The 21,836-nt window shown below is 63.0% G+C and carries 22 protein-coding genes; 16 read left to right on the top strand and 6 right to left on the bottom strand.

The genetic code is table 11. The features are described 5' to 3' along the window. Nucleotides 1-96 precede the first annotated feature (96 nt). Nucleotides 97-969 carry a helix-turn-helix transcriptional regulator gene (locus tag ACYHH6_RS27370; RefSeq protein WP_352583819.1) on the top strand — a complete coding sequence of 291 codons (873 nt, stop codon included), beginning with the start codon at nucleotides 97-99 and terminating at the stop codon, nucleotides 967-969. 124 nt (nucleotides 970-1,093) lie between these two features. Here ACYHH6_RS27370 and ACYHH6_RS27365 read toward each other — a convergent pair whose 3' ends face one another. Beyond that, nucleotides 1,094-1,723, bottom strand: coding sequence for a TetR family transcriptional regulator C-terminal domain-containing protein (locus ACYHH6_RS27365; RefSeq protein ID WP_142868293.1), 630 nt, complete (start codon nucleotides 1,721-1,723; stop codon nucleotides 1,094-1,096). A gap of 254 nt (nucleotides 1,724-1,977) precedes the next feature. Between ACYHH6_RS27365 and aptA the strand changes: the two genes are divergently transcribed. The 5 genes from aptA to ACYHH6_RS27340 all read left to right on the top strand — a co-directional run bounded on the left by aptA (nucleotide 1,978) and on the right by ACYHH6_RS27340 (nucleotide 6,914). Continuing rightward, on the top strand, nucleotides 1,978-3,306 hold the full coding sequence (gene aptA / locus ACYHH6_RS27360; RefSeq protein ID WP_352583821.1) for an omega-aminotransferase AptA: 1,329 nt from the start codon (nucleotides 1,978-1,980) through the stop codon (nucleotides 3,304-3,306). Nucleotides 3,307-3,375: 69 nt separating this feature from the next. Next, nucleotides 3,376-4,626, top strand: coding sequence for a Zn-dependent hydrolase (locus tag ACYHH6_RS27355; RefSeq protein ID WP_352583822.1), 1,251 nt, complete (start codon nucleotides 3,376-3,378; stop codon nucleotides 4,624-4,626). A gap of 62 nt (nucleotides 4,627-4,688) precedes the next feature. Continuing rightward, nucleotides 4,689-6,140: a dihydropyrimidinase gene (gene hydA / locus ACYHH6_RS27350; RefSeq protein ID WP_192258503.1), complete on the top strand. Its 1,452-nt coding sequence runs from the start codon at nucleotides 4,689-4,691 to the stop codon at nucleotides 6,138-6,140. Between the two features lie 2 nt (nucleotides 6,141-6,142). Beyond that, entirely contained in the window at nucleotides 6,143-6,514 is a 372-nt protein-coding gene (locus tag ACYHH6_RS27345; protein WP_352583824.1) for a hypothetical protein, read from the top strand. A gap of 16 nt (nucleotides 6,515-6,530) precedes the next feature. Then, on the top strand, nucleotides 6,531-6,914 hold the full coding sequence (locus tag ACYHH6_RS27340) for a hypothetical protein (protein WP_352583825.1): 384 nt from the start codon (nucleotides 6,531-6,533) through the stop codon (nucleotides 6,912-6,914). A gap of 17 nt (nucleotides 6,915-6,931) precedes the next feature. Here the strand turns inward: ACYHH6_RS27340 and ACYHH6_RS27335 are convergent, their stop codons facing one another. Then, complete coding sequence (locus ACYHH6_RS27335; protein ID WP_435053224.1) at nucleotides 6,932-7,336, bottom strand: cupin domain-containing protein; 405 nt, start codon at nucleotides 7,334-7,336, stop codon at nucleotides 6,932-6,934. Nucleotides 7,337-7,452: 116 nt separating this feature from the next. Between ACYHH6_RS27335 and ACYHH6_RS27330 the strand changes: the two genes are divergently transcribed. Genes ACYHH6_RS27330 through ACYHH6_RS27315 form a run of 4 tightly spaced genes read left to right on the top strand, consistent with a single transcriptional unit; the run spans nucleotide 7,453 to nucleotide 11,298 of the window. Then, nucleotides 7,453-8,244 carry an ABC transporter ATP-binding protein gene (locus ACYHH6_RS27330; protein ID WP_352583828.1) on the top strand — a complete coding sequence of 264 codons (792 nt, stop codon included), beginning with the start codon at nucleotides 7,453-7,455 and terminating at the stop codon, nucleotides 8,242-8,244. 13 nt (nucleotides 8,245-8,257) lie between these two features. After that, nucleotides 8,258-9,136, top strand: a complete 879-nt coding sequence (locus ACYHH6_RS27325) for an ABC transporter permease (RefSeq protein ID WP_352583830.1) — start codon at nucleotides 8,258-8,260, stop codon at nucleotides 9,134-9,136. Continuing rightward, nucleotides 9,133-10,287 (top strand): ABC transporter permease, encoded by a 1,155-nt coding sequence (locus tag ACYHH6_RS27320; protein ID WP_352583832.1) that lies wholly within the window; start codon nucleotides 9,133-9,135, stop codon nucleotides 10,285-10,287. The genes ACYHH6_RS27325 and ACYHH6_RS27320 overlap by 4 nt, the downstream gene beginning before the upstream one ends. 39 nt (nucleotides 10,288-10,326) lie before the next feature. Continuing rightward, nucleotides 10,327-11,298, top strand: coding sequence for an ABC transporter substrate-binding protein (locus tag ACYHH6_RS27315; protein WP_192258496.1), 972 nt, complete (start codon nucleotides 10,327-10,329; stop codon nucleotides 11,296-11,298). A 42-nt stretch (nucleotides 11,299-11,340) separates the two neighbouring features. Here ACYHH6_RS27315 and ACYHH6_RS27310 read toward each other — a convergent pair whose 3' ends face one another. Then, nucleotides 11,341-11,799 carry an Lrp/AsnC family transcriptional regulator gene (locus ACYHH6_RS27310; protein ID WP_112560478.1) on the bottom strand — a complete coding sequence of 153 codons (459 nt, stop codon included), beginning with the start codon at nucleotides 11,797-11,799 and terminating at the stop codon, nucleotides 11,341-11,343. A gap of 122 nt (nucleotides 11,800-11,921) precedes the next feature. Here ACYHH6_RS27310 and ACYHH6_RS27305 point away from each other — a divergent pair, with 122 nt between their 5' ends. Both ACYHH6_RS27305 and ACYHH6_RS27300 read left to right on the top strand, forming a co-directional pair. Further along, nucleotides 11,922-13,205: a cystathionine gamma-synthase family protein gene (locus ACYHH6_RS27305; RefSeq protein WP_352583834.1), complete on the top strand. Its 1,284-nt coding sequence runs from the start codon at nucleotides 11,922-11,924 to the stop codon at nucleotides 13,203-13,205. 143 nt (nucleotides 13,206-13,348) lie between these two features. Then, nucleotides 13,349-13,792, top strand: a complete 444-nt coding sequence (locus ACYHH6_RS27300; protein ID WP_352583836.1) for a CHRD domain-containing protein — start codon at nucleotides 13,349-13,351, stop codon at nucleotides 13,790-13,792. A gap of 45 nt (nucleotides 13,793-13,837) precedes the next feature. On the opposite strand, the gene ACYHH6_RS27295 is transcribed toward ACYHH6_RS27300, so the two are convergent. From ACYHH6_RS27295 to ACYHH6_RS27285, 3 genes are all read right to left on the bottom strand, one after another. Further along, nucleotides 13,838-15,487, bottom strand: coding sequence for a thiamine pyrophosphate-binding protein (locus ACYHH6_RS27295; protein WP_352583837.1), 1,650 nt, complete (start codon nucleotides 15,485-15,487; stop codon nucleotides 13,838-13,840). After that, a complete protein-coding gene (locus tag ACYHH6_RS27290) occupies nucleotides 15,484-16,659 on the bottom strand; it encodes a CaiB/BaiF CoA transferase family protein (protein ID WP_352583839.1) in 1,176 nt (391 codons plus the stop codon). The genes ACYHH6_RS27295 and ACYHH6_RS27290 overlap by 4 nt, the downstream gene beginning before the upstream one ends. 81 nt (nucleotides 16,660-16,740) lie before the next feature. Next, nucleotides 16,741-17,673 carry an alpha/beta fold hydrolase gene (locus tag ACYHH6_RS27285; RefSeq protein WP_352583841.1) on the bottom strand — a complete coding sequence of 311 codons (933 nt, stop codon included), beginning with the start codon at nucleotides 17,671-17,673 and terminating at the stop codon, nucleotides 16,741-16,743. 170 nt (nucleotides 17,674-17,843) lie between these two features. Between ACYHH6_RS27285 and ACYHH6_RS27280 the strand changes: the two genes are divergently transcribed. From ACYHH6_RS27280 to tam, 4 genes are all read left to right on the top strand, one after another. After that, complete coding sequence (locus ACYHH6_RS27280) at nucleotides 17,844-18,845, top strand: ribonuclease T2 family protein (protein WP_352583842.1); 1,002 nt, start codon at nucleotides 17,844-17,846, stop codon at nucleotides 18,843-18,845. A gap of 70 nt (nucleotides 18,846-18,915) precedes the next feature. Then, nucleotides 18,916-19,239 carry a hypothetical protein gene (locus ACYHH6_RS27275; RefSeq protein WP_352583844.1) on the top strand — a complete coding sequence of 108 codons (324 nt, stop codon included), beginning with the start codon at nucleotides 18,916-18,918 and terminating at the stop codon, nucleotides 19,237-19,239. Nucleotides 19,240-19,337: 98 nt separating this feature from the next. After that, nucleotides 19,338-20,987, top strand: a complete 1,650-nt coding sequence (gene ettA, locus ACYHH6_RS27270; protein ID WP_112560345.1) for an energy-dependent translational throttle protein EttA — start codon at nucleotides 19,338-19,340, stop codon at nucleotides 20,985-20,987. Between the two features lie 47 nt (nucleotides 20,988-21,034). Continuing rightward, entirely contained in the window at nucleotides 21,035-21,805 is a 771-nt protein-coding gene (gene tam / locus ACYHH6_RS27265) for a trans-aconitate 2-methyltransferase (RefSeq protein WP_352583845.1), read from the top strand. Nucleotides 21,806-21,836 lie beyond the last annotated feature (31 nt).

Genomic DNA, 21,836 nt, shown 5'->3' with positions numbered 1-21,836 from the left:
AGCCTCCATATTCGCTCTGGGTGACAAGATGGGGCGATCGGCGCGCCGCAAACAGTTCAAACTTTATCCTGGTATCGATACTGCTATACTGAGCCCATGGATGCTTCCGCACCATCACCCGAAGACAGCCGCCGGCGCGAGCTCGGTGCCTTCCTGCGTTCGCGCCGCGAACGGCTTTCGCCGTCAGCCACCGGCATTGCGGCCGGCGCGAGGCGGCGTACGCCCGGTCTGCGCCGCGAAGAGGTGGCGATGATCGCCGGTGTCGGCACGACCTGGTACACCTGGCTGGAGCAGGGCAGGGACGTGCGGCCTTCCGTCGAGGTGCTGACGGCGCTTTGCGAGGCCTTGCGCCTCGACGCCGCCGAGAAGCGGCATTTGTTCACGCTGGCCGGCCGCCAGCAGCCCGAGCGGCGGCGCATCACCCCGGTCAAGGTCGAAGGTCCACTGCTGCACATGCTGCAGAGCCTGGTCCTGCAGCCGGCCTATATTGTCGGGCCGCGCTGGGATGTGCTGGCCTGGAATGCCGGGGCCGTTGCCATTTTCGGCGACTACGGTCTGTTGGAGGGCGATGCCCGCAACATCCTCCATGGCGTGTTCACCGATCCGCACCGGCGCCACCTGCTGGTCGATTGGGAACAACTGGCGCGCGCCACCCTTGCCGCGTTTCGCGCCGAGAGCGCAAAATACACCGGCGATCCGGACTTCGAGCGGCTGATTGCGCTGATGATGCGCTCCAGCCCGGAATTCCGCGAATGGTGGCCGCAGCGCGATGTGGTGCATCGTCTGTCCGGCAAGAAGTACCTGCGCCACCCGATCGCCGGCGCGATGGCGTTTGAGCATATGAGCCTGTCGATCGACGACGGCTCGGACATGAAGCTGATTGTCTACACGCCACTCGCCGAGCAGAATTCGGTTGTGAAGCTGGAAGAGCTGCTCGAGGCGATTCCGGTGGAGCGCCGTAGCGCGTAGCGTTGGTGGCTGCAGCCTCTCAGCTTCGCCCTAGAATGACGAAATCAATGTGCGCCTCGGCCAATCTCCACCGTCTGCAGCAGCCCCGACGACCGGCAAGTTGGCCCCCAAGCGCGATCTTGCCTCAGCCTTTCGGCTTCAGCCCATCAATGAACAACTGCTCGAGAAATCGCGCCGCATCCTCGAAGCGGCCGTCGCCACCGCGGTCGGCGCCGAGTACGGCGCGGACCTGGACGTCGAAATCGGCGTAGTGCTGCGTCGTCGCCCAGATCGAAAAGATCAGGTGCCAGGGATCGGTACGGGCGATCTTGCCGGCGCGCATCCAGCCCTTGATGACATTGGCCTTCTCGTCGACCAGCGTTTTCAGTTCGCCTTCCAAAAGCGGCATGATGCGCGGCGCGCCCTGCAAAATCTCGTTGGCGAACAGCCGGCTTTCCCTGGGAAAATCGCGCGCCATTTCAAGCTTGCGCCTGATGTAGCTCCGGAGTTCGGTCAGGGGATCGCCGATGTCGTCGAGTTCGCGCAGCGGCGCCAGCCAGGTAGCGAGCAGCCGCTCCATCAGCGTTTCGTGGATGTCTTCCTTGCGGCGGAAATAATAGAGCAGGTTCGGCTTTGACATCCCCGCGGCTTCGGCGATCTGGTCGATGGTCGAGCCGCGAAAGCCATTGGTGGAGAAGACTTCGAGGGCCGCTTCCAGGATCAGTTCGCGCTTTTCCTGCTGGATGCGGGTGCGGCGAGGGGCGGAGCCTTCCATGGCGTCGGTCATACGGCCAAGCCTTGGTCGCGCGGGTCATCTGGACCAATTCTCTGGACCAGTTTTTCCCTGAGCCGTGGAGCGCACTTCGAAGGCCGCATTTCCGCTAGTAATCCCTTGACCGCCGACAGGGCGGTGCTAACGTTTGTCCAATCGGTCAAAATTTGCGTAGCATGAAAACGTCGCAAAGACCAAGTGTTGGAAAGACCAAGCGTTAGCCGCACCGAAACAGGTTACAAGGGGAAGTCTTGGTCATGTCCAACCGGCTGAAAGTCACGCCGAACGATCTCAGCGCATTCTGGATGCCGTTCACGGCAAACCGGCAGTTCAAACAGGCGCCACGCATGTTCGTGTCCGCCAAGGACATGCACTACACCACCAGCGACGGCCGCAAGGTGCTCGACGGCACCGCCGGTCTGTGGTGCGTCAATGCCGGCCATTGCCGGCCGAAGATCACAGAGGCGATTCAGCATCAGGCCGCCGAACTCGACTATGCGCCGGCCTTCCAGATGGGCCACCCCATCGTGTTCGAACTGGCCAACCGCTTGGTCGATCTCGCGCCCAAGGGCATGGATCATGTCTTCTTCACCAATTCCGGTTCGGAATCGGTCGACACGGCGCTGAAGATGGCGATCGCCTATCACCGCGTGAAGGGCGAGGGCGCGCGCACCCGGCTGATCGGCCGCGAGCGCGGCTATCACGGCGTCAACTTCGGCGGCATCTCGGTCGGCGGCATCGTCAGCAACCGCAAGATGTTCGGCACGCTGCTCGGCGGCGTCGACCATATGCCGCATACGCATCTGCCGGAGAAGAACGCCTTCTCCAAGGGCGTGCCGGAATATGGCGCGGAGCTTGCCAACGAGCTGGAGCGCATCGTCACCCTGCATGACGCCTCGACCATCGCCGCCGTCATCGTCGAGCCGGTCGCCGGCTCCACCGGCGTCATCCTGCCGCCGAAGGGCTATTTGCAGAAGCTTCGCGAAATCTGCACCAAGCACGGCATCCTGTTGATCTTCGACGAGGTCATCACCGGTTTCGGCCGCCTCGGCGCACCCTTCGCCGCCGACTATTTCGGCGTCACGCCCGACATCATGACCACCGCCAAGGGCGTTTCCAACGGCGTCATCCCGATGGGGGCGGTGTTCGTGAAGAAGGAAATCCACGACGCCTTCATGACCGGTCCCGAGCACATGATCGAGTTCTTCCACGGCTACACCTATTCGGGCAATCCGATTGCGTGCGCCGCAGCACTCGGCACGCTCGATACCTACAAGGAAGAGGGTCTGCTCACCCGTGGCGAGGAGCTGGCGCCGTACTGGGAAGACGCGCTGCATTCGCTGAAGGGCGAGCCGCATGTCATCGACATCAGGAATATCGGCCTGATCGGCGCGATCGAACTGGCGCCGATTGCCGGCCAGCCGACCAAGCGGGCCTTCTCGGCCTTCGTCAAGGCGTTCGAGCGCGGCGCGCTGATCCGCACCACCGGCGACATCATCGCGCTGTCGCCGCCGCTGATCATCACCAAGGGCCAGATCAACGAATTGATCGACCATGTGCGTGAAGTGCTGCGGGCGATAGACTAATCTATTGAGCCAATCCGGCGGTGGCGGGAACCGCCGCCGGGTTGGTTATATGAAATGAGAGGATTTTGAATGGCCGCCCCAGGCGAGAATCTGCGAATCAATTCAGACCGGTTGTGGGATTCCATCATGGAGATGGCGAAGATTGGCCCCGGCATTGCCGGCGGCAACAATCGCCAGACCGTGACCGACGAGGATGGCGAGGGCCGGCATCTGTTCAAGCGCTGGTGCGAGGCGGCCGGGCTCGAAATGGGCCTCGACGAGATGGGCACCATGTTTGCCCGCCGGGAAGGCGCCGATCCCAGCCTGCCGCCGGTCTATGTCGGCAGCCATCTCGACACGCAGCCGACCGGCGGCAAGTATGACGGCGTGCTTGGCGTGCTCGGCGGGCTGGAGATCATCCGTTCGCTCAACGATCTCGGCATCACCACCAGGCATCCGATCGTCGTCACCAACTGGACCAACGAGGAAGGCTCGCGCTTTGCCCCGGCGATGATGGCGTCTGGCGTGTTCGCCGGCGTGCTGGAGCAGGCGGACGTGTATCAGCACACCGATAAACAGGGAAAAAGATTCGGCGAGGAGCTGGAGCGAATCGGCTGGAAAGGCACGGAGAAGGTCGGCGATCGCAAAATCCACGCCTTCTTCGAATTGCATATCGAGCAGGGGCCGATCCTCGAGGATGAAGGCATCGATATCGGCGTCGTCACCCATGGCCAGGGCCTGAAATGGCTGCAGGTGACGCTGACCGGCAAGGAGGCGCATACCGGTTCGACGCCTATGCCCAAGCGCCGCAATGCCGGGCTCGGCATGGCCCGAGTGATCGAGCTGGTGCACGAGATCGCCATGGACTACCAGCCGGATGCCGTCGGTGCGGTCGGCCACATGGAAGTGTTTCCGAATTCGCGCAACATCATTGCCGGGCGCACCGTCTTCACCATCGACATCCGCTCGCCCGAGAAGGAAGTTCTGGACGCGATGGACGGCCGCATCCGCGAAGGCATCGAAACGATCTGCGAGGCGCTCGACATCCAGTACAAAGTCGAACAGGTCGGCGCGTTCGATCCGGTGACCTTCGACGCCGGCTGCGTCAAGGCGATCCGCGATGCCGCCGATCGCCTCGGCTATACCCACCGCAACATCGTCTCCGGCGCCGGCCACGATGCCTGCTGGATCAACCGCGTTGCGCCGACCGCCATGGTGATGTGTCCCTGCGTTGACGGGTTGTCACACAACGAGGCCGAGGAAATCACCAAGGAATGGGCCGGCGCCGGCGCCGATGTGCTGTTCCACGCGGTGGTGGAGACGGCGGGGATCGTGGCGTGAACTAAAATCTGGGTTCAAACGACGCTCACTAAGAAGCGCGACAAGAACAAGGGAACACGAAAATGACCAAAGTCATCCGAAACGGCACCATCGTCACTGCCGACCGCACCTGGAAGGCCGATGTGCTGATGCAGCACGGCAAGATCGTCGCCATCGGCTCGGACCTGCATGGCGATCATGAGTACGACGCCACCGGCTGCTACGTCATGCCGGGCGGCATCGACCCGCATACCCATCTCGAAATGCCGTTCATGGGCACTTATTCGGCCGATGATTTCGAGTCCGGTACGCGCGCAGCGCTTTCCGGAGGCACGACGATGGTCGTCGATTTCTGCCTGCCGTCGCCGAAGCAGTCGCTGCTCGAAGCCTTGCAGATGTGGGACAACAAGACGTCGAAGGCGTCCTGCGATTATTCCTTCCACATGGCGATCACCTGGTGGGGCAAGCAGGTGTTCGACGAGATGGCGACCGTCGTCGACAAAGGCATCACCTCGTTCAAGCATTTCATGGCCTACAAGGGCGCGTTGATGGTCGACGACGACGAGATGTATGCGTCGTTCCAGCGCTGCGCCGACCTCGGCGCGCTGCCGCTGGTTCATGCCGAGAACGGCGACGTGGTCGCCGCACTATCGCAGAAGCTTCTCGCCGCCGGCAACAACGGCCCGGAGGGGCATGCCTATTCGCGCCCGCCGGAAGTGGAAGGCGAGGCGACCAACCGCGCCATCATGATCGCCGACATGGCCGGCGTGCCGCTCTATGTCGTGCATGTCTCCTGCGAGCAGGCGCATGAGGCCATCCGCCGGGCGCGGCAGAAAGGAATGCGCGTCTTCGGCGAGCCGCTGATCCAGCATCTGACACTCGACGAGAGCGAATATTTCAACAAGGACTGGGACCATGCGGCGCGCCGCGTGATGAGCCCGCCCTTCCGCAACAAATTGCACCAGGATTCGCTGTGGGCCGGCCTGCAGGCCGGTTCGCTGCAAGTGGTGGCGACCGACCATTGCGCCTTCACCACCAAGCAGAAGCGCAACGGCGTCGGCGATTTCACCAAGATCCCGAATGGCACTGGCGGGCTCGAGGATCGCTTGCCGATGCTGTGGACCACAGGCGTCAACACCGGACGGCTGACGATGAACGAGTTCGTCGCAGTAACCTCGACCAACATCGCCAAGATCCTCAACATGTATCCGAAGAAGGGCGCCATCGTCGAAGGGGCGGATGCCGACATCGTCGTGTGGGACCCGAAGCGCAAGAAGAAGATCACCTCGAAAAAGCAGCAATCGGTGATCGACTACAACGTCTTCGAAGGGTTCGAGGTGACCGGCCTGCCGCGCTTCGTCTTCTCGCGCGGTGAACTGTCGATCGAGGAAGCCGAGGTCAAGGCCAAGCCCGGCCATGGCGAGTTCGTCGCCCGCGAGCCGAACGCGGCGGTGAACCGGGCGCTGTCGACCTGGAAGGACATTACCGCGCCACGCAAGGTGGAACGCACCGGCATTCCGGCGACGGGGGTCTGAGGTTGCCGAATTCCGCAGCGTTCATCTCACTGGTCGCGGCGACCGTCATCGCCGGTCCGGCAGAAGCGGCCAGCGTGCTGGTTGGCTCCTGGGGCAACGATGCCGGCTGCGTTGTCGCAAAGGCTGGTTACCAGGACGGCGACGACTATATCGTGCTGACTGCCGAAGGCATCGAGACCTATGGCAGTGGCTGCCGGTTTGCGCAGCAATTGACCTCGGCGCCCGGTTCGCAATCGCTAACTGCGACCTGTTCGGCCGAAGGTGAGGCGGGGACGACGGCTGAAACCGTTGTGGTCACCAACAAAGGCGACGATGGGTTCTTCGTGACCATTCCCGGCCTTGAAGAAATGGGACCGCTGCTACCGTGTTCGTGACGTTGGATTTGGGGGAATGAGTGTGCGTGGTTTTGGTCTCTCTGTGGCGGTGCTTGCCGTTCTGGCTGCCGGTCAGGCTGTCGCGGCCGGCATCGACCTGTCGAAACCCTACGGCGACAAATATGGCTGCATCAACCGCAACGGCCAGGAAGTCGCCGCCGATCAGATGCTGCTCTTGACCGACGAGACATTGGTCACCGCCGCCAGCGCCTGCACCTTCACAGACAAGCAAGCACAGGCCGATGGATCGCTGGTGGTGACGGCAACATGCGAGGCGGAAGGCGAAGAGGGGTCGAAGCCGACCAAGTTCACAATCAAGCGCAGCGCCAAGAACGCCAAGAAACTGACGATCGCCGACGAAGATGGCAACGTCATGGGCGAGGTTGCGCGGTGCAAATGACGGCGATCCCGTCAGCGTCAGGCCACCAGCGCATCCAGTTCCGGCAGCAGGATGACGCTTTCCTGTTCGTTGGGATCGGTGCGGGCGATGACCGCCGACGAGGGGGCGTTGCTGAGATTGGCCGGCAGATGCGGCACACCGGCAGGGATGTAGAAGAGGTCGCCGGCCTTGACGACGATGTGGTTCTCAAGCCGGTCGCCATACCAGGTGTGAACCTCGCCGGAGAGCACGTAGATCGCCGTTTCATGGCTTTCATGCAGGTGCGCCTTGGCGCGGGCGCCGGGCGGCATGGTGAGCACGTGCATGCAGATGCCGGAGGAACCGACCGACTCCGCCGCGATGCCGGCAAAATAGGTCAATCCCTGCTTGCCTTCATAAGTGCTTTCAGGACGGATAAGGTGACAGGTGGGTTTGGGCGACATCGGCAAGGCTCCGGGCGTCGATTGATGGGGATTGGACGAGTGGAAAACAACATCAACGCAAATGCAACGGCATTTCATCCTGCGCGGCAGCGGCTGCGAAAGGCGGCGTGCAGCCAATGACGGGAACCTCGCCAGCCGTCGTTTCGGCAAGCAAACTTGACCTTACCTTTCAGACCAATGACGGTCCGGTACAGGCGCTCTCCAATGTCGACCTCACCATCGGCAAGGGCGAGTTCGTCTCCTTCATCGGCCCATCGGGCTGCGGCAAGACCACCTTGCTGCGCGTCATCGCGGATCTGGAGAAGCCGACCTCGGGGACGATTTCGATCAACGGCATGACGGCCGAACAGGCGCGCGAGAAACGCGCCTATGGCTATGTTTTCCAGGCCGCCGCGCTGTTTCCGTGGCGCACCATCGAGCGCAATGTCGGGCTGCCGCTGGAGATCATGGGCCTGTCAAAGGCAGAACAGAGGGAGCGGATCAACCGCACGCTCGACCTCGTCAACCTCTCAGGTTTCGAGAAGAAATATCCCTGGCAGCTTTCTGGCGGCATGCAGCAGCGCGCCTCGATCGCCCGCGCGCTCGCCTTCGACGCCGACCTGCTTTTGATGGACGAGCCGTTCGGCGCGCTGGACGAGATCGTGCGCGACCATCTCAATAAGCAATTGCTGGAATTGTGGGGACGCACCAACAAGACCATCTGCTTCGTCACCCACTCCATTCCTGAGGCCGTGTATCTTTCGACGCGCATCGTCGTCATGTCGCCACGCCCGGGCCGCGTCACCGATGTCATCGAATCGACGCTGCCCAGAGAGCGGCCGCTCCACATCCGCGAGACGCCGGAATTCCTGGCGATCGCCGCGCGCGTCCGCGATGGTCTGCACGCGGGGCACAGCTATGAAGATTGAGGCGGTGGGCTAGATGGACAGCTTCCGCGACAAGCTCGTTCCGGTGACATCGATCCTCGCTGGCGTGGTCGTGCTCTGGTATGTCTTCGCCGTGATCCTCAACGCGCCGTTCCAGCGTGATCTCGACCGCCGTGCCAATGAAACCCCCGGCACCGTCGAATTCATCGGCAAGACGTTGTCGCAGCCGAAGCCGACACTGCCGGCGCCGCATCAGGTGGCGGTGAATTTCTTCGAGAACACCTTTCTGCGGCCGATCACCTCGACCCGCAGCCTCGTCTACAATGCCTGGGTGACCCTGTCGTCGACGCTGCTCGGCTTTGCCTTCGGCACGGCGCTCGGCATCATCATCGCCGTCGGCATTGTGCATGTGGCAACGCTCGACCGCAGCCTGATGCCGTGGATCATCGCCTCGCAGACCATCCCCATCCTGGCGGTGGCGCCGATGATCATCGTCGTGCTGGCGGCGATTGGCGTGACTGGTCTCATCCCGAAGGCGATGATCTCGACCTATCTGTCGTTCTTCCCGGTGACCGTCGGCATGGTTAAAGGCCTGCGCTCGCCCGAACTCATGCATCTCGACCTGATGCACACCTACAATGCCAGCGCCTCACAGACCTTCTGGAAATTGCGCGTGCCGGCATCGGTGCCGTTCCTGTTCACCTCGATGAAGGTGGCGGTGGCGGCGAGCCTGGTCGGCGCCATTGTCGGCGAACTGCCGACGGGTGCCGTTGCCGGCATCGGCGCGAAACTGCTCGCCGGCGCTTATTACAGCCAGTCGATCGACATCTGGTCAGCGCTGGTCGCAGGCTCGGTGGTGGCGGCACTTCTGGTCATGGTGGTCGGCATAGCCGGGCGCCTCGTCGACCGCGCCATGGGCGGGAGGCCGGCATGAACTGGCTGAAGCCATCCTGGCAAGCGGCGCTGGCCATTCTCCTGTGCCTTGTCGCTCTGGCGCTCGGCGCGATGTCTAAGCCGGAAGCGGCTGCACTTGCAGATCCGGCCGCCAGCTTCGACTATCCCTATTTCGGACTAAAGACCCCGATGATCGGCTTGGCGGTGCTGGCGGGGCTGATCTCGATGCTCAGGATTCCGCCGCTGGCGGAGGCCGTGGTGCTGTTTATCGGCGCCCACCTCGTCGCCTGGATGCTGATCTCCGGCATTACCGGTTTCGAAGGCGCAGCATTGGCGCCGTATTTCCTGCTGCTCGCCGCTGCCTGGCTGCTTGCCTGGCGCTGCGTGGCGGTGCTGTCGGGGCTTCGGCCGATCGAAAAAGGGGTGCGGATGGCGTTGCGCTTGATCATCCCGGCGATCTTCGGCGCCTGGATCCTGATCATCTGGGAAGCGGTGACGCGCGGCGCCGGCATTCCCTTTATCCTTTTGCCGCCGCCGAGCGCTATCGGCGCGCGCATCGCGAGTTCCCTGCCGGTGCTTGGCGCCGACGTGCGGCAGACCATCTTCAAGGCGGTGATCTTCGGTTATGTCGTCGGCAGCAGCGCCGGCTTCCTAGTGGCCATCGCGGCCGACCGCGTGCCGTTCCTGCGCCGTGGCCTGCTGCCGATCGGCAACATGGTCTCGGCGCTGCCGATCATCGGCGTAGCACCGATCATGGTGATGTGGTTCGGCTTCGACTGGCCGTCCAAGGCAGCTGTCGTCATCATCATGACCTTCTTCCCGATGCTGGTGAATACGGTCGCCGGGCTTGCGGCCTCCGGCCATATGGAGCGCGACCTGATGCGGACCTATGCCTCGGGCTACTGGCCGACGCTGTTGAAGCTCCGGCTGCCGGCCGCGGCGCCCTTCATTTTCAACGCGCTGAAGATCAACTCGACGCTGGCGCTGATCGGCGCCATCGTCGCCGAATTCTTCGGCACTCCGGTCGTCGGCATGGGCTTCCGCATCTCGACCGAGGTCGGGCGGATGAACATCGACATGGTCTGGGCCGAAATCGCAGTTGCAGCCCTTGCGGGTTCGGTCTTTTATGGCGTGGTCGCTCTTATCGAGAGAGCCGTCACGTTTTGGCATCCCTCTGTCCGTGGTGGATAGGGCGGTGGGTTTTGGGTGTTAACTTCAGAGGGTAAAAACATGAAAAGACTGATTATTCCGTTGCTGGCCGGCGCGATGTCGCTGGCCGCGTTCCAGGCCATGGCCGCCGACAAGGTGACCTTGCAGTTGAAATGGGTCACGCAGGCCCAGTTCGCCGGCTACTATGTCGCCAAGGCCAAGGGTTTCTATGAGGCCGAAGGTCTCGACGTCGACATCAAGCCGGGCGGTCCCGATATCGCGCCCGAGCAGGTGATCGCCGGCGGCGGCGCCGACGTCATCGTCGACTGGATGGGTGGTGCACTGGCCGCGCGCGAAAAGGGCGTGCCGCTGGTCAACATCGCCCAGCCGTTCAAGAAGGCCGGCATGGAACTGGTCTGCCCGAAGGACGGCCCGATCAAGACCGAAGCCGATTTCAAGGGCCACACGCTGGGCGTCTGGTTCTTCGGCAACGAGTATCCGTTCTACGCCTGGATGAACAAGCTCGGCCTCAAGACCGAAGGCGGCCCGGACGGTGTCACCGTTCTCAAGCAGAGCTTTGACGTGCAGCCGCTGATCCAGAAGCAGGCGGATTGCATCTCGGTCATGACCTATAACGAGTACTGGCAGCTGATCGATGCCGGCTACAAGCCGGAACAGCTGACCGTGTTCAACTACTCGGCGATGGGCAACGACCTGCTCGAAGACGGGCTCTATGCCTCGGAAGACAAGCTCAAGGATCCGGCCTTCGAGGACAAGATGGTGCGTTTCGTGCGCGCCTCGATGAAGGGCTGGAAATATGCCATCGACAACAATGACGAAGCCGCAGGCATCGTCATGGACAATGGCGGCCAGGACGAGAACCACCAGAAGCGGATGATGAGCGAAATCGCCAAGCTGATCGACAATGCCGACGGCAAGCTCGATCCGGCGACCTACGAGCGCACCGCCAAGGCGCTGCTCGACCAGAAGATCATCACCAAGGCGCCGACCGGCGCCTACACCACGGCCATCACCGACAAGGCGATCAAATAAGCCTGTCCGGCATAACTGATCCGTAGAAACGGCGCCTCTGGTTCAGAGGCGCCGTTCCTTTATGGTGTTCATAACAAAGCTGGTCTCGATCGAGGCGACGCATTTCAGCCGCGCGATCTTTTCCTTGATGAAGCGCTCGTACTGGTCGAGGCTGCCGGTCACCACCTTCAGCACATAGTCGCGCGAACCGGTGACGAGGTGGCATTCCAGCACCTCTTCCCAGCCCCGGATCGCCTCCTCGAACATGACGATCTCGTCCTCGTTCTGGCGGCTCAACCTGACGGTGGCGATGGCGACCATGCTCCAGCCGAAGGCTGAGGGATCAACCAGCGTGGTGTAGCCCCTGATGATGCCGGCTTCCTCCAGCCGGCGTACCCGCCGCAGGCAAGGTGACGGCGACAGGCCGATGCGCTCGGCCAGCTCATTGTTGGTGATGCGGGCGTCGGCCTGCAGTTCGCGCAGGATTTTTAGGTCGAAATCATCGGCTATCTTCTGCTGCAATTTTGCTCGCTCCTGGCAGTTTGTTGCGGGGATGCAGGCATGCGGAGCCGAAAATAGCAAGGACTGGTGGATCGGGATCGCATAAATTGCCGCGCGAGACTCCTCCAAATCCAGGAAAAGCCATGACCGCGCCACGCCCGTCGAAAACCCATATCGGCAACCACAAGCTCCATCCGGAGACGCTGATGCTGAGCTACGGCTACGATCCGCAGCTGTCGGAGGGCGCGGTCAAGCCACCGGTGTTTTTGACCTCGACCTTCGTGTTCAAGTCGGCGGAAGAGGGGCGCGACTTCTTCGACTATACCTCCGGCCGCAAGGAACCGCCGAGCGGCACGGCTTCGGGCCTGGTCTATTCGCGCTTCAACCATCCCAACTCAGAGATCGTCGAGGACCGGCTGGCGATCTATGAGGGAACGGATGCCTGCATCCTGTTTTCGTCGGGCATGTCGGCGATAGCGACCACGCTGCTCGCCTATGCCCGCCCGGGCGATGTCATCCTGCATTCGCAACCGCTTTACGGCGGCACCGAGACGCTTTTGACGCGCACGCTGTCCGGCTTCGGCATCGGCGCTGTCGGTTTCGCCGATGGCGTCGACGAGACGGCGGTGCGGGCGGCTGCAGACGCGGCAGTTGCGAAGGGCCGTTTGTCGGTCATCCTGATTGAGACGCCGTCAAATCCGACCAACAGCCTGGTCGACATCGCGCTGACCCGGAAGATCGCCGACGAAATTGGCTCCAAGCAAGGAACAACACCGATCATCGTCTGCGACAACACGCTGCTCGGCCCGGTGTTCCAGCGGCCCATCGAACACGGCGCCGATGTCTCGGTCTATTCACTGACCAAATATGTCGGCGGCCATTCCGACCTGATCGCCGGTGCGGCCATGGGCAGCAGGGCGGTGACCAAGCCGATCAAGGCGCTGCGCGGCGCCATCGGCACGCAGCTCGACCCGCATTCCTGCTGGATGCTCGGCCGCTCGCTGGAGACGCTATCGATACGCATGGAGCGCGCCAATGACAATGCGCGCCTGGTCGCCGAATTCCTGCGCGACCACGCCAAGGTCGAGAAGGTGCATTACCTGCCGTTCCTGGGCGAGGATACGGCTGCCGGCCGCGCCTACAAGGCGCAGTGCAGCGGCGCCGGCTCGACCTTCTCGTTCGATATCAAAGGCGGAGAGAAGGCGGCCTTCGCTCTCCTCAACGGGCTGCAGATCTTCAAGCTGGCGGTGAGCCTCGGTGGCACGGAATCGCTTGCCAGCCACCCGGCGGCGATGACCCATTCCGGCATTCCCTTCGACGTGCGCCAGCGCATCGGCGTGCTGGAGACCACGGTCAGGCTGTCGATCGGTGTCGAGCACCCGGACGATTTGATCGCCGACCTGACGCAGGCGCTGGCGAGCGTCTGATCAGTGCTTTTCGTGGAGATCCGGAAGGGGCGGGCGACCGCCCCCTTCTCTCCGCGATGTCAAATCGCCGTTACCCGGGAAACATCGGCTCTTTAAGCCGTTGTGACGGTGCATCCATTTCGGGTGCTACAACGGAGGTTTCCATGCACGTCCAGTCCCTGGCGCCGATTCTGTCGGCGCTCGCCGTTTCGACGGCTTTCCTGTTCACGTCGCCGGCCATGGCCGAGGTGGTGAAGTACAAGGCGACACTCGACGGCAGCCAGCAGAATCCGGCAGTCACCACTAAGGGCAAAGGCACAGCCACTTTCACATTCGACACTACCAAGAAGAAGCTCAGCTGGAACGTCAAATATTCCGGCCTCAGCGGCCCGGCGACGGCGGCGCACATTCATGGTCCGGCGGCGATGGGTGCGAACGCAGCTCCAGTGATCCCGTTCAAAGGCAAGCTCAAGAGCCCGATCAAGGGTTCGGCGGAACTCACCGATGCGCAGGCCGCCGACCTGGCTGCCGGCAACTATTACGTCAATGTCCACACTGCCGCGAACAAGGATGGCGAGATCCGCGGGCAGATCGAGGCCGTGAAATAACCCAATCAAACCGACAAAAAGGGGGCGGCCGACCGCCCCTTTTCGTCAGGCCTTGTCGCGGATCTGCGTCATCGTCCGGGTCGGCGTGATCGCCTCGGGATCGAGCCTGATTTCGACGATTGCCGGCTTGCCGCTGGCGCGGGCGCGCTCGAAGGCGGGGGCGAAATCGGCTGTCTTCTCGACCGTCTCGCCATGGCCGCCATAGGCGCGGGCAAGAGCTGCAAAGTCCGGGTTCTTCAGGTCGGTGGCGACGACGCGGCCGGGATAGTCGCGCTCCTGATGCATGCGGATGGTGCCGTAAATGCCGTTATTGACGACGATGACGATGATCGGCAGGTCGTATTGCACAGCGGTAGCGAATTCCTGTCCGTTCATCAGGAAGCAGCCGTCACCGGCAAAGGCGATCACGGTGCGGTCTGGATGGAGAGCCTTGGCGGCAACTGCGGCCGGCGTGCCGTAGCCCATCGAGCCGGAGGTGGGAGCGCCCTGCGTGGCGAAGCGGCGGAAGCGGTGGAAGCGATGCACCCAGGTGGCGTAGTTGCCGGCGCCGTTGGTCAGAATGGCGTCGTCGGGCAGTACCTTTTCCAGATAATTCATGATCGGGCCCATCTGGACCGGGCCGGGGCCGCTTTCCGGCGGCATCGACCAGTCGAGATAGGCGGCGTGCAGCTTGGCCGTCTCGTCGGCCCAAGCTGGCGTGCCAGTCGGCTTGCGTTTGGCAAATGCCTCGACGAAGGCCGAGGGCGAGGCATTGATTGGCAGCGTCGGCCGGTAGACGCGGCCGAGCTCGCCGGCATCGGCGTGGACATGGACCAGCGTCTGGTCGGGGTAGGGGCTTTTCAGCAGCGTATAATCGGAGGACGGCATCTCGCCCATGCGGCCGCCGATCAGCAGCACCAGATCGGCCTGCTTGATCGTCGTGGCCAGCTTCGGATTGATGCCAATGCCGACATCGCCGGCATAGTTCGGGTGGAGATGATCGAACAGCATCTGGCGGCGGAAGGAACAGCCGACCGGCAGCGACCAGGCCTCGGCAATGGTGCGCATGCGTGCCACCGCTTCCTCGTTCCAGCGCGTGCCGCCGAGGATGACGAAAGGACGCTTGGCCTTGCCAAGCAGCTTCTCCAGTGCGTCGAGCTCGGCTTCGCCCGGCCGCGTTTCGACCGGCGTGTGCGGCAAGGCCGCGGGCGCCTCGACCAGGCTGGTCAGCATGTCCTCCGGCAGCGAGATGACGACAGGACCGGGGCGGCCTGAGGTTGCCACCGCGAAGGCGCGGGTGACGAATTCCGGGATGCGCGCGGCATCGTCGATCTCGACCACCCATTTGGCGATGTCGCCGAAGAACCTCTTGTAATCAACCTCCTGAAAAGCCTCGCGCTCCTTGGCGTGGCTGGCGACCTGGCCGATGAACAGGATCACGGGGATCGAATCCTGCATGGCGATGTGAATGCCGGCCGAGGCGTTGGTGGCGCCGGGGCCGCGGGTGACGAAGCAGATGCCAGGCTTGCCGGTCAGCCGCCCCTGACAGTCGGCCATCATGGCAGCGCCGCCTTCCTGGCGGCAGACAATGGTGCGGATCGGTGAGTCATGCAACGCGTCGAGCACCGCAAGATAGGATTCGCCCGGCACGCAAAAGATGCGATCGGTGCCGTTGGCCTCGAGTGCGTCGACAATCAATTGTCCGCCGGTCTTCATCGTCCAGATTTCTCCAGTTCGGCAAGGATTTCGTCAGTGTGTTCGCCAAGGCGCGGCGAGGGGCGCTCATAGACCAGCGGCGTGCCGGACATCACCATCGGCGCGCGCACCGAAGGCAGACGGTTGCCATGGCCGTCGTCGAGGTCGAGCCGCATGCCGCGCGCGATGGTCTGCGGATCGGCAAACATCTGGCCGATATTGTTGATCGGGCTCGCTGGCACGCTTGCCGCCTCGAGCTTCGCCAGCAGCGGGTCGCGATCCCAGTCCTTCAGGGTCTCGATCATGTGCTCACGCAATTTCACCCGGTTGGCGACGCGAGCCGGGTTGGTGGCGAAATCGGGATCCGCTGCGAGATGGTCGAGCCCGACGGCGGCGCAGAATTTGCCGAACTGGCCGTCATTGCCGACCGCGAGGATGATGTGGCCATCCCTGACCGGCACAACCTCATAGGGCGCGATGTTCATATGCGCATTGCCCATCTGCACCGGCGATTTGCCGGAGACGAGATAGTTGAGGTTCTGGTTGCCGAGTGCGGAGATCTGGGTGTCGAACAGCGCCATGTCGATGTGCTGGCCCTCGCCGGTCTTTTCGGCATGGCGAAGCGCTGCCTGGATGGCGATCACCGAATAGAGGCCGGTGAAGATATCGGAAATGGCGACGCCGGCCTTCTGCGGCTCGCGCCCGGCCTCGCCGGTGATCGACATCATGCCGGCCATGGCCTGGATGATGAAATCGTAGCCGGCGCGGGGTGCGTAAGGGCCATCCTGGCCGAAGCCGGTGATCGAACAGTAGACGAGGCGGGGATTGATTGCCTTCAGGCTCTCGTAATCCAGCCCGTATTTTTTCAGTCCGCCGAGTTTGAAGTTCTCGATCAGCACATCCGAGGTGGCCACCAGCCGGCGCACTGTCTCGGCGCCTTCGGCCGTCGAGAAATCGACGGCGATGGATCGCTTGCCGCGATTGCAGGAATGGTAGTAGGCGGCCGACAGGTTCTCGCCGTCATGGCTCATGACGAAGGGCGGACCCCATTTGCGGGTGTCGTCGCCGCCATCGGGGCTTTCGACCTTGATGACATCGGCGCCGAGATCGGCCAGCAACTGGCCGGCCCATGGGCCGGCCAGGATGCGGGCGAGTTCGACGACGCGGACGCCTTTCAGTGGAGGTTCAGCCATAAATCACCAGAGCGGGTCGGAACCGCAGCCTCTATCAATCCGGGATGCCGCTGTCACGGGCCTTGCGCTGGGCCAGCGATGTCAGCGTTTCAACACACCATCGGCCCAGGCGGCAAAATCGTCCATGACGATGTCGCGGTTCACTTCGTTCAGGCTTTCGTGGCGGGTGTCGGCGTAAACCTTTGAAAGCAGATTCGAAAAGCCCATCGCGCGCATGCGTTTGGCGAGATGATCGATGGCCTTGCCGTAGTCGGAAGCCGGGTCTTTCTCGCCGCCGACGATGCTGACTGGGAGGTCGCGCCTTATGCCGGCGAACCCTGCGTCCTTGCCGCCATTCTGTGCCATCTGGACGACATCGCGCCACATCGAGATCGAGGCATCCCAGCCGCAGAGCGGATCGGCGACGTACTTGGCCACTTCCGCTTCGTCGCGCGACAGCCAGTCGAACAGCGTCTTCTGGTTGGGCACCGCCTTGCCCCAGGCCTGGAAGGTCAGCCGGGGCAAGATACGCGAGGGGACATCGGAGCCGAGCCTGAAGCGCTCATAGGCCAGGATGGCGAGCGCAAGCTGTCCAAGCAGGCCTTGCGAGAAATTGCCGTTCCAGATCGCGGCGGCGTGAACGCGTGGCGAGTGCGCCAACAGGTAGTTCAATGCCACCGACGCGCCCATCGAATGGCCGAACAGGATGACCGGCACGTCGGGCTGCTCCTTGGCGATCAGATCGTGGACGGCGTCGACATCGGCGACCACCTTGGCGGCGCCGTCGGTGCCGGCAAACCTGCCGAGCGGCGCATCGGGCGCCTTGGTCGCGCCGTGACCGCGGTGGTCGTGGACGTAGACATGAAAGCCGCGCGGCGCGAGGTAATCGGCAAAGCGGGCATAGCGCGCGGCGTGCTCGGCCAGGCCGTGGTTGATCTGGACGACGGCGCGCGGAGTGCCGCTCGCGTGCTTCACATAAAGGTTGAGCGTGGCCCCGGTCGGTGAGGCCAGCGTCGTCTGCATGTCAAATGCCATGTCTCGCTCCCTCCGCGACTGTTGGGCGACGGCGCGACCGACGTCAAGGGGAGGTCGGGAAGCGTCAGCCGCACCTGGTGGAGATTGTTTTTTGCGGCGGACGAAAGAAATCGTAATTCTGACATGTCGTACGTTTCTAGCTTGCGGCATGAAACGCTAGGAGTTCTGGAATGCGGATATCGGCGATATGGGCCGCGGTGTTGGTGGCGCTGGCCAGCGCAGGCATGGCGCGAGCCGACGTCAAGATGAGCGGCTCTTTCGTCGCAGACGCTGCCTGTCCGGCAACGCAGGCGATCAAGAGCGGCAAGAATCCGGGCAATATCTCGACTGCGGCCGGACAGAGCTACGACCTTCTGGCTGGCAACAAGGATGCGCCGACGCATTACCTCATCCGCGTGCCCGGCGCCGATCCGGAACGCCGCTGGGTCAAGATCAGCTGCGGCCATGTTTCCGGTGGTAGCGCGGGGCCGGCCGCGCCGGCCGATCAGGGCAAGCCTGCGGCTTCGGGCAAGCCCGAATATGTCTTTGCGCTGAGCTGGCAGCCGGCCTTTTGCGAAACCAAGTCGAGCAAGCCCGAATGCCAGGCGCAGACGGCGGGCGGTTTCGACGCGTCGCATTTCACGCTGCACGGGCTGTGGCCGCAGCCGAACGGGAATTTTTATTGCCAGGTGGCGGCGAGCGACAAGGCCAATGACAATCCGGCCCACTGGGCCGATCTGCCGCCGGTCGATCTCGATGCCAACACGCGCGCCGAGCTTGACCAGGTGATGCCGGGAACGGCGTCCAAGCTCGAACGGCACGAGTGGATCAAGCATGGCACATGCTACGGCAAGAGCCAGCAGGAGTATTTTGCCGAGGCGTTGAACCTGATGCGGGCGCTGAATGCCTCGCCGGTGCGTGATCTTTTCACCAAGAATGTCGGCAAGCAGCTCACCTCGGACCAGATCCGCAGCGCCTTCGATAGCGCCTTCGGCAATGGGGCCGGCGCGCGGGTGCGCGTCTCCTGCCTGGTCGATCCGTCGAGCGGCAGGCGGCTGATCGGCGAGCTGACGCTCGGCCTGACCGGCCCGATCGGCCCGGACAGTTCGCTGGGCAGTCTGATGCTCGCCTCCGCACCGACGACCAAGGCCGGCTGCCCGAAGGGTTCGGTCGATGCGGCCGGGTTCCAGTAGGATATCCGTCTGTCGCTTGGCAGTGACGCGGTGATATGGTCTGGATGCATTTCATGCGACGGGGGTGGCGATGAGTGGCATGACTTCAGGCGCGCTGGCGCGGCTGGCTTTCTGGGCCCGGGGAATGATCGCAATCCAGGACGCTCGCATGGAATGGCCGGGCTTTTCCTATACCGACGCCGAATGGGCTCGGATGCGTGACCATGACGCTGAAGTAGACCACAGCTTCGGCAAGGAGCAGGAAACTGTTCAGCACTGCCGTCGGTCCGATCTCTCTTTCTCGAAATCGCGGAAAGCCAGCGATCGATCCTGTTTTGACGCTGAAGGGTTAACCGGAGTTCAGCGCGCTCTGCGGCCGGCGGGAAACTTAACGTGCGGTGTACACCTGGCTTGAAATGGCAAAAGCGATTGCCGTTCGGCCCGGCATCGCCTACATAGCGCCCAACCTCCATTCAATCCGACATTTTCGGTCAACTGTCAGGGAAAGCGCGCGTGGCACGCCAGTTCATCTATCACATGGCCGGCCTCAACAAGGCCTATGGCACCAAGAAGGTGCTCGAAAACATTCATCTGTCCTTCTACCCGGACGCCAAGATCGGCATTCTCGGCCCCAACGGCGCCGGCAAGTCGACGATCCTCAAGATCATGGCCGGCATCGACAAGGAGTGGAACGGCGAAGCGTGGCTCGCCGAAGGCGCCACCGTCGGCTACCTGGCGCAGGAGCCGGCGCTCGACCCGAACAAGACGGTGTTCGAGAACATCATGGAAGGCGTCGCAGCCAAGACCGCCATCATCGAACGTTACAACGAACTGATGATGAACTACTCCGACGAGACGGCGGACGAGTCCGCCAAGCTCCAGGACGAGATGGACCGGCTGAACCTGTGGGATCTCGAACAGCAGGTCGAGATGGCGATGGAAGCGCTTGGCTGCCCGCCCAAGGAGGCCGACGTCACCAAGCTTTCGGGTGGCGAGCGCCGCCGCGTCGCGCTCTGCCAACTCCTGCTGCGCCAGCCCGACCTTCTGCTGCTCGACGAACCGACCAACCATCTCGACGCCGAAACCACGGCCTGGCTGGAAAAGCATCTGCGCGCCTATCCGGGCGCGGTGATGATCATCACCCACGATCGCTACTTCCTCGACAATGTCACCGGATGGATCCTCGAGCTCGATCGCGGCCGCGGCATTCCCTATGAGGGCAACTACACCAAATACCTCGAAGCCAAGGCCAAGCGCCTCAAGCAGGAAGGCCGCGAGGACGACGCCCGCCAGCGCGCCATCGGCCGCGAGCGCGAGTGGATCCAGTCGAGCCCCAAGGCTCGCCAGACCAAGTCCAAGGCGCGTATCCAGGCGTTCCAGGACCTGCTGGACGCTGCCGACAAGCGGCGTCCGACAGATACGCAGATCGTCATTCCGCATGGCGAGCGCCTCGGCAATGTGGTGATCGAAGTCGACGGCCTGTCGAAGGGTTTTGGCGACACGCTTTTGATCGAGGGCCTGGAATTCAAGCTGCCGCCGGGCGGCATTGTCGGTGTCATCGGCCCGAACGGCGCCGGCAAGACGACTTTGTTTCGCATGATCACCGGCCAGGAAAAGCCGGACGCCGGCACGGTCCGCGTCGGCGAGACGGTCAAGCTCGGCTATGTCGACCAGAGCCGCGACGCGCTCGATCCGTCAAAGACCGTCTGGGAAGAAATCTCGGGCGGCGCCGAAGTGGTCAAGCTCGGCAAGTTCGAGGCCAACACGCGTGCCTATTGCGCGTCGTTCAACTTCCGTGGCGGCGACCAGCAACAGAAGGTCGGCAACCTGTCCGGCGGCCAACGCAACCGCGTGCACCTGGCAAAAATGCTGAAGACCGGCGGCAATGTGCTGCTGCTCGACGAACCGACCAACGATCTTGACACGGAAACGTTGGCCGCGCTCGAGGACGCGCTGGAAAACTTCGGCGGCTGCGCCGTCATCATCTCGCACGATCGCATGTTCCTCGACCGTCTGGCGACGCACATCCTCGCCTTCGAGGGCGACAGCCATGTCGAATGGTTCGAGGGCAATTTCGAGGACTACGAGCAGGACAAGATCCGCCGGCTCGGGCCCGAAGCCGTCAACCCGCACCGCATGACCTACAAGAGGCTGACGCGGTAAGGGAACAACCGGGGCGGCGAATTCTCAAGACGATATGAGGAGCTCAAATGGCTGATTGGTCCGCCGCCCAATATCTGAAATTCGAGGATGAGCGCACGCGGCCGGCGCGCGATCTTGTCGCGCAAGTGCCGGTCGATTTCCCGCGCCGGGTGGTCGACATTGGCTGCGGGCCGGGCAATTCGACCGAGCTGCTGGTCGAGCGCTGGCCGGATGCGCAGATCAGCGGTTTCGACACCTCTCCTGACATGATCGAAAAGGCGAGGGCGCGCCTGCCCAGCGTCAATTTCGACCTCGCGGACGCCTCGACATGGCAGCCGGCCGAGCCGGTCAACGTCATCTTTGCCAATGCGGTGTTCCAGTGGCTGCCCACCCATCCGGCTGTCTTCCAGCGGCTGATGGGCTTTCTCGCGCCCGGCGGCGCGCTCGCCGTCCAGATGCCCGACAATCTGCTTGAGCCCTCGCATCAGCTGATGCGCGAGACCGCGGCCGAAATGCCGTTCACTGCCAAGATGGCGGGTGCGGCGCGCGGGCCGTTGCCGCCGGTGTCGTTCTACTATGATCTGTTGTCGCCGCTCTCCGACCGGGTGGATATCTGGCATACGGCCTACAATCATCCGCTGGCTGACGCCGAAGCGATCGTCGAATGGGTGAAGTCGACCGGGTTGAAGCCCTTTCTCGATCCGCTGGACGCCGACGAGCGCAAAGTGTTTCTGGAGAGCTACACGGCGAAGATCGCCAAGGCCTACCCGAAGACGGCGAACGGCAAGGTGTTGCTGCGCTTCCCGCGCATCTTCATTGTCGCCAAGCGGGCGGGCTAGCGCTCTGGCGAATGCCGGCCAATGTCCTCGG

It is taken from the genome of Mesorhizobium sp. P171375, from assembly GCF_057786075.1.
The sequence above is the reverse complement of the archived record's forward strand: the minus strand, read 5'-3'. Positions and strand labels throughout refer to the sequence as shown.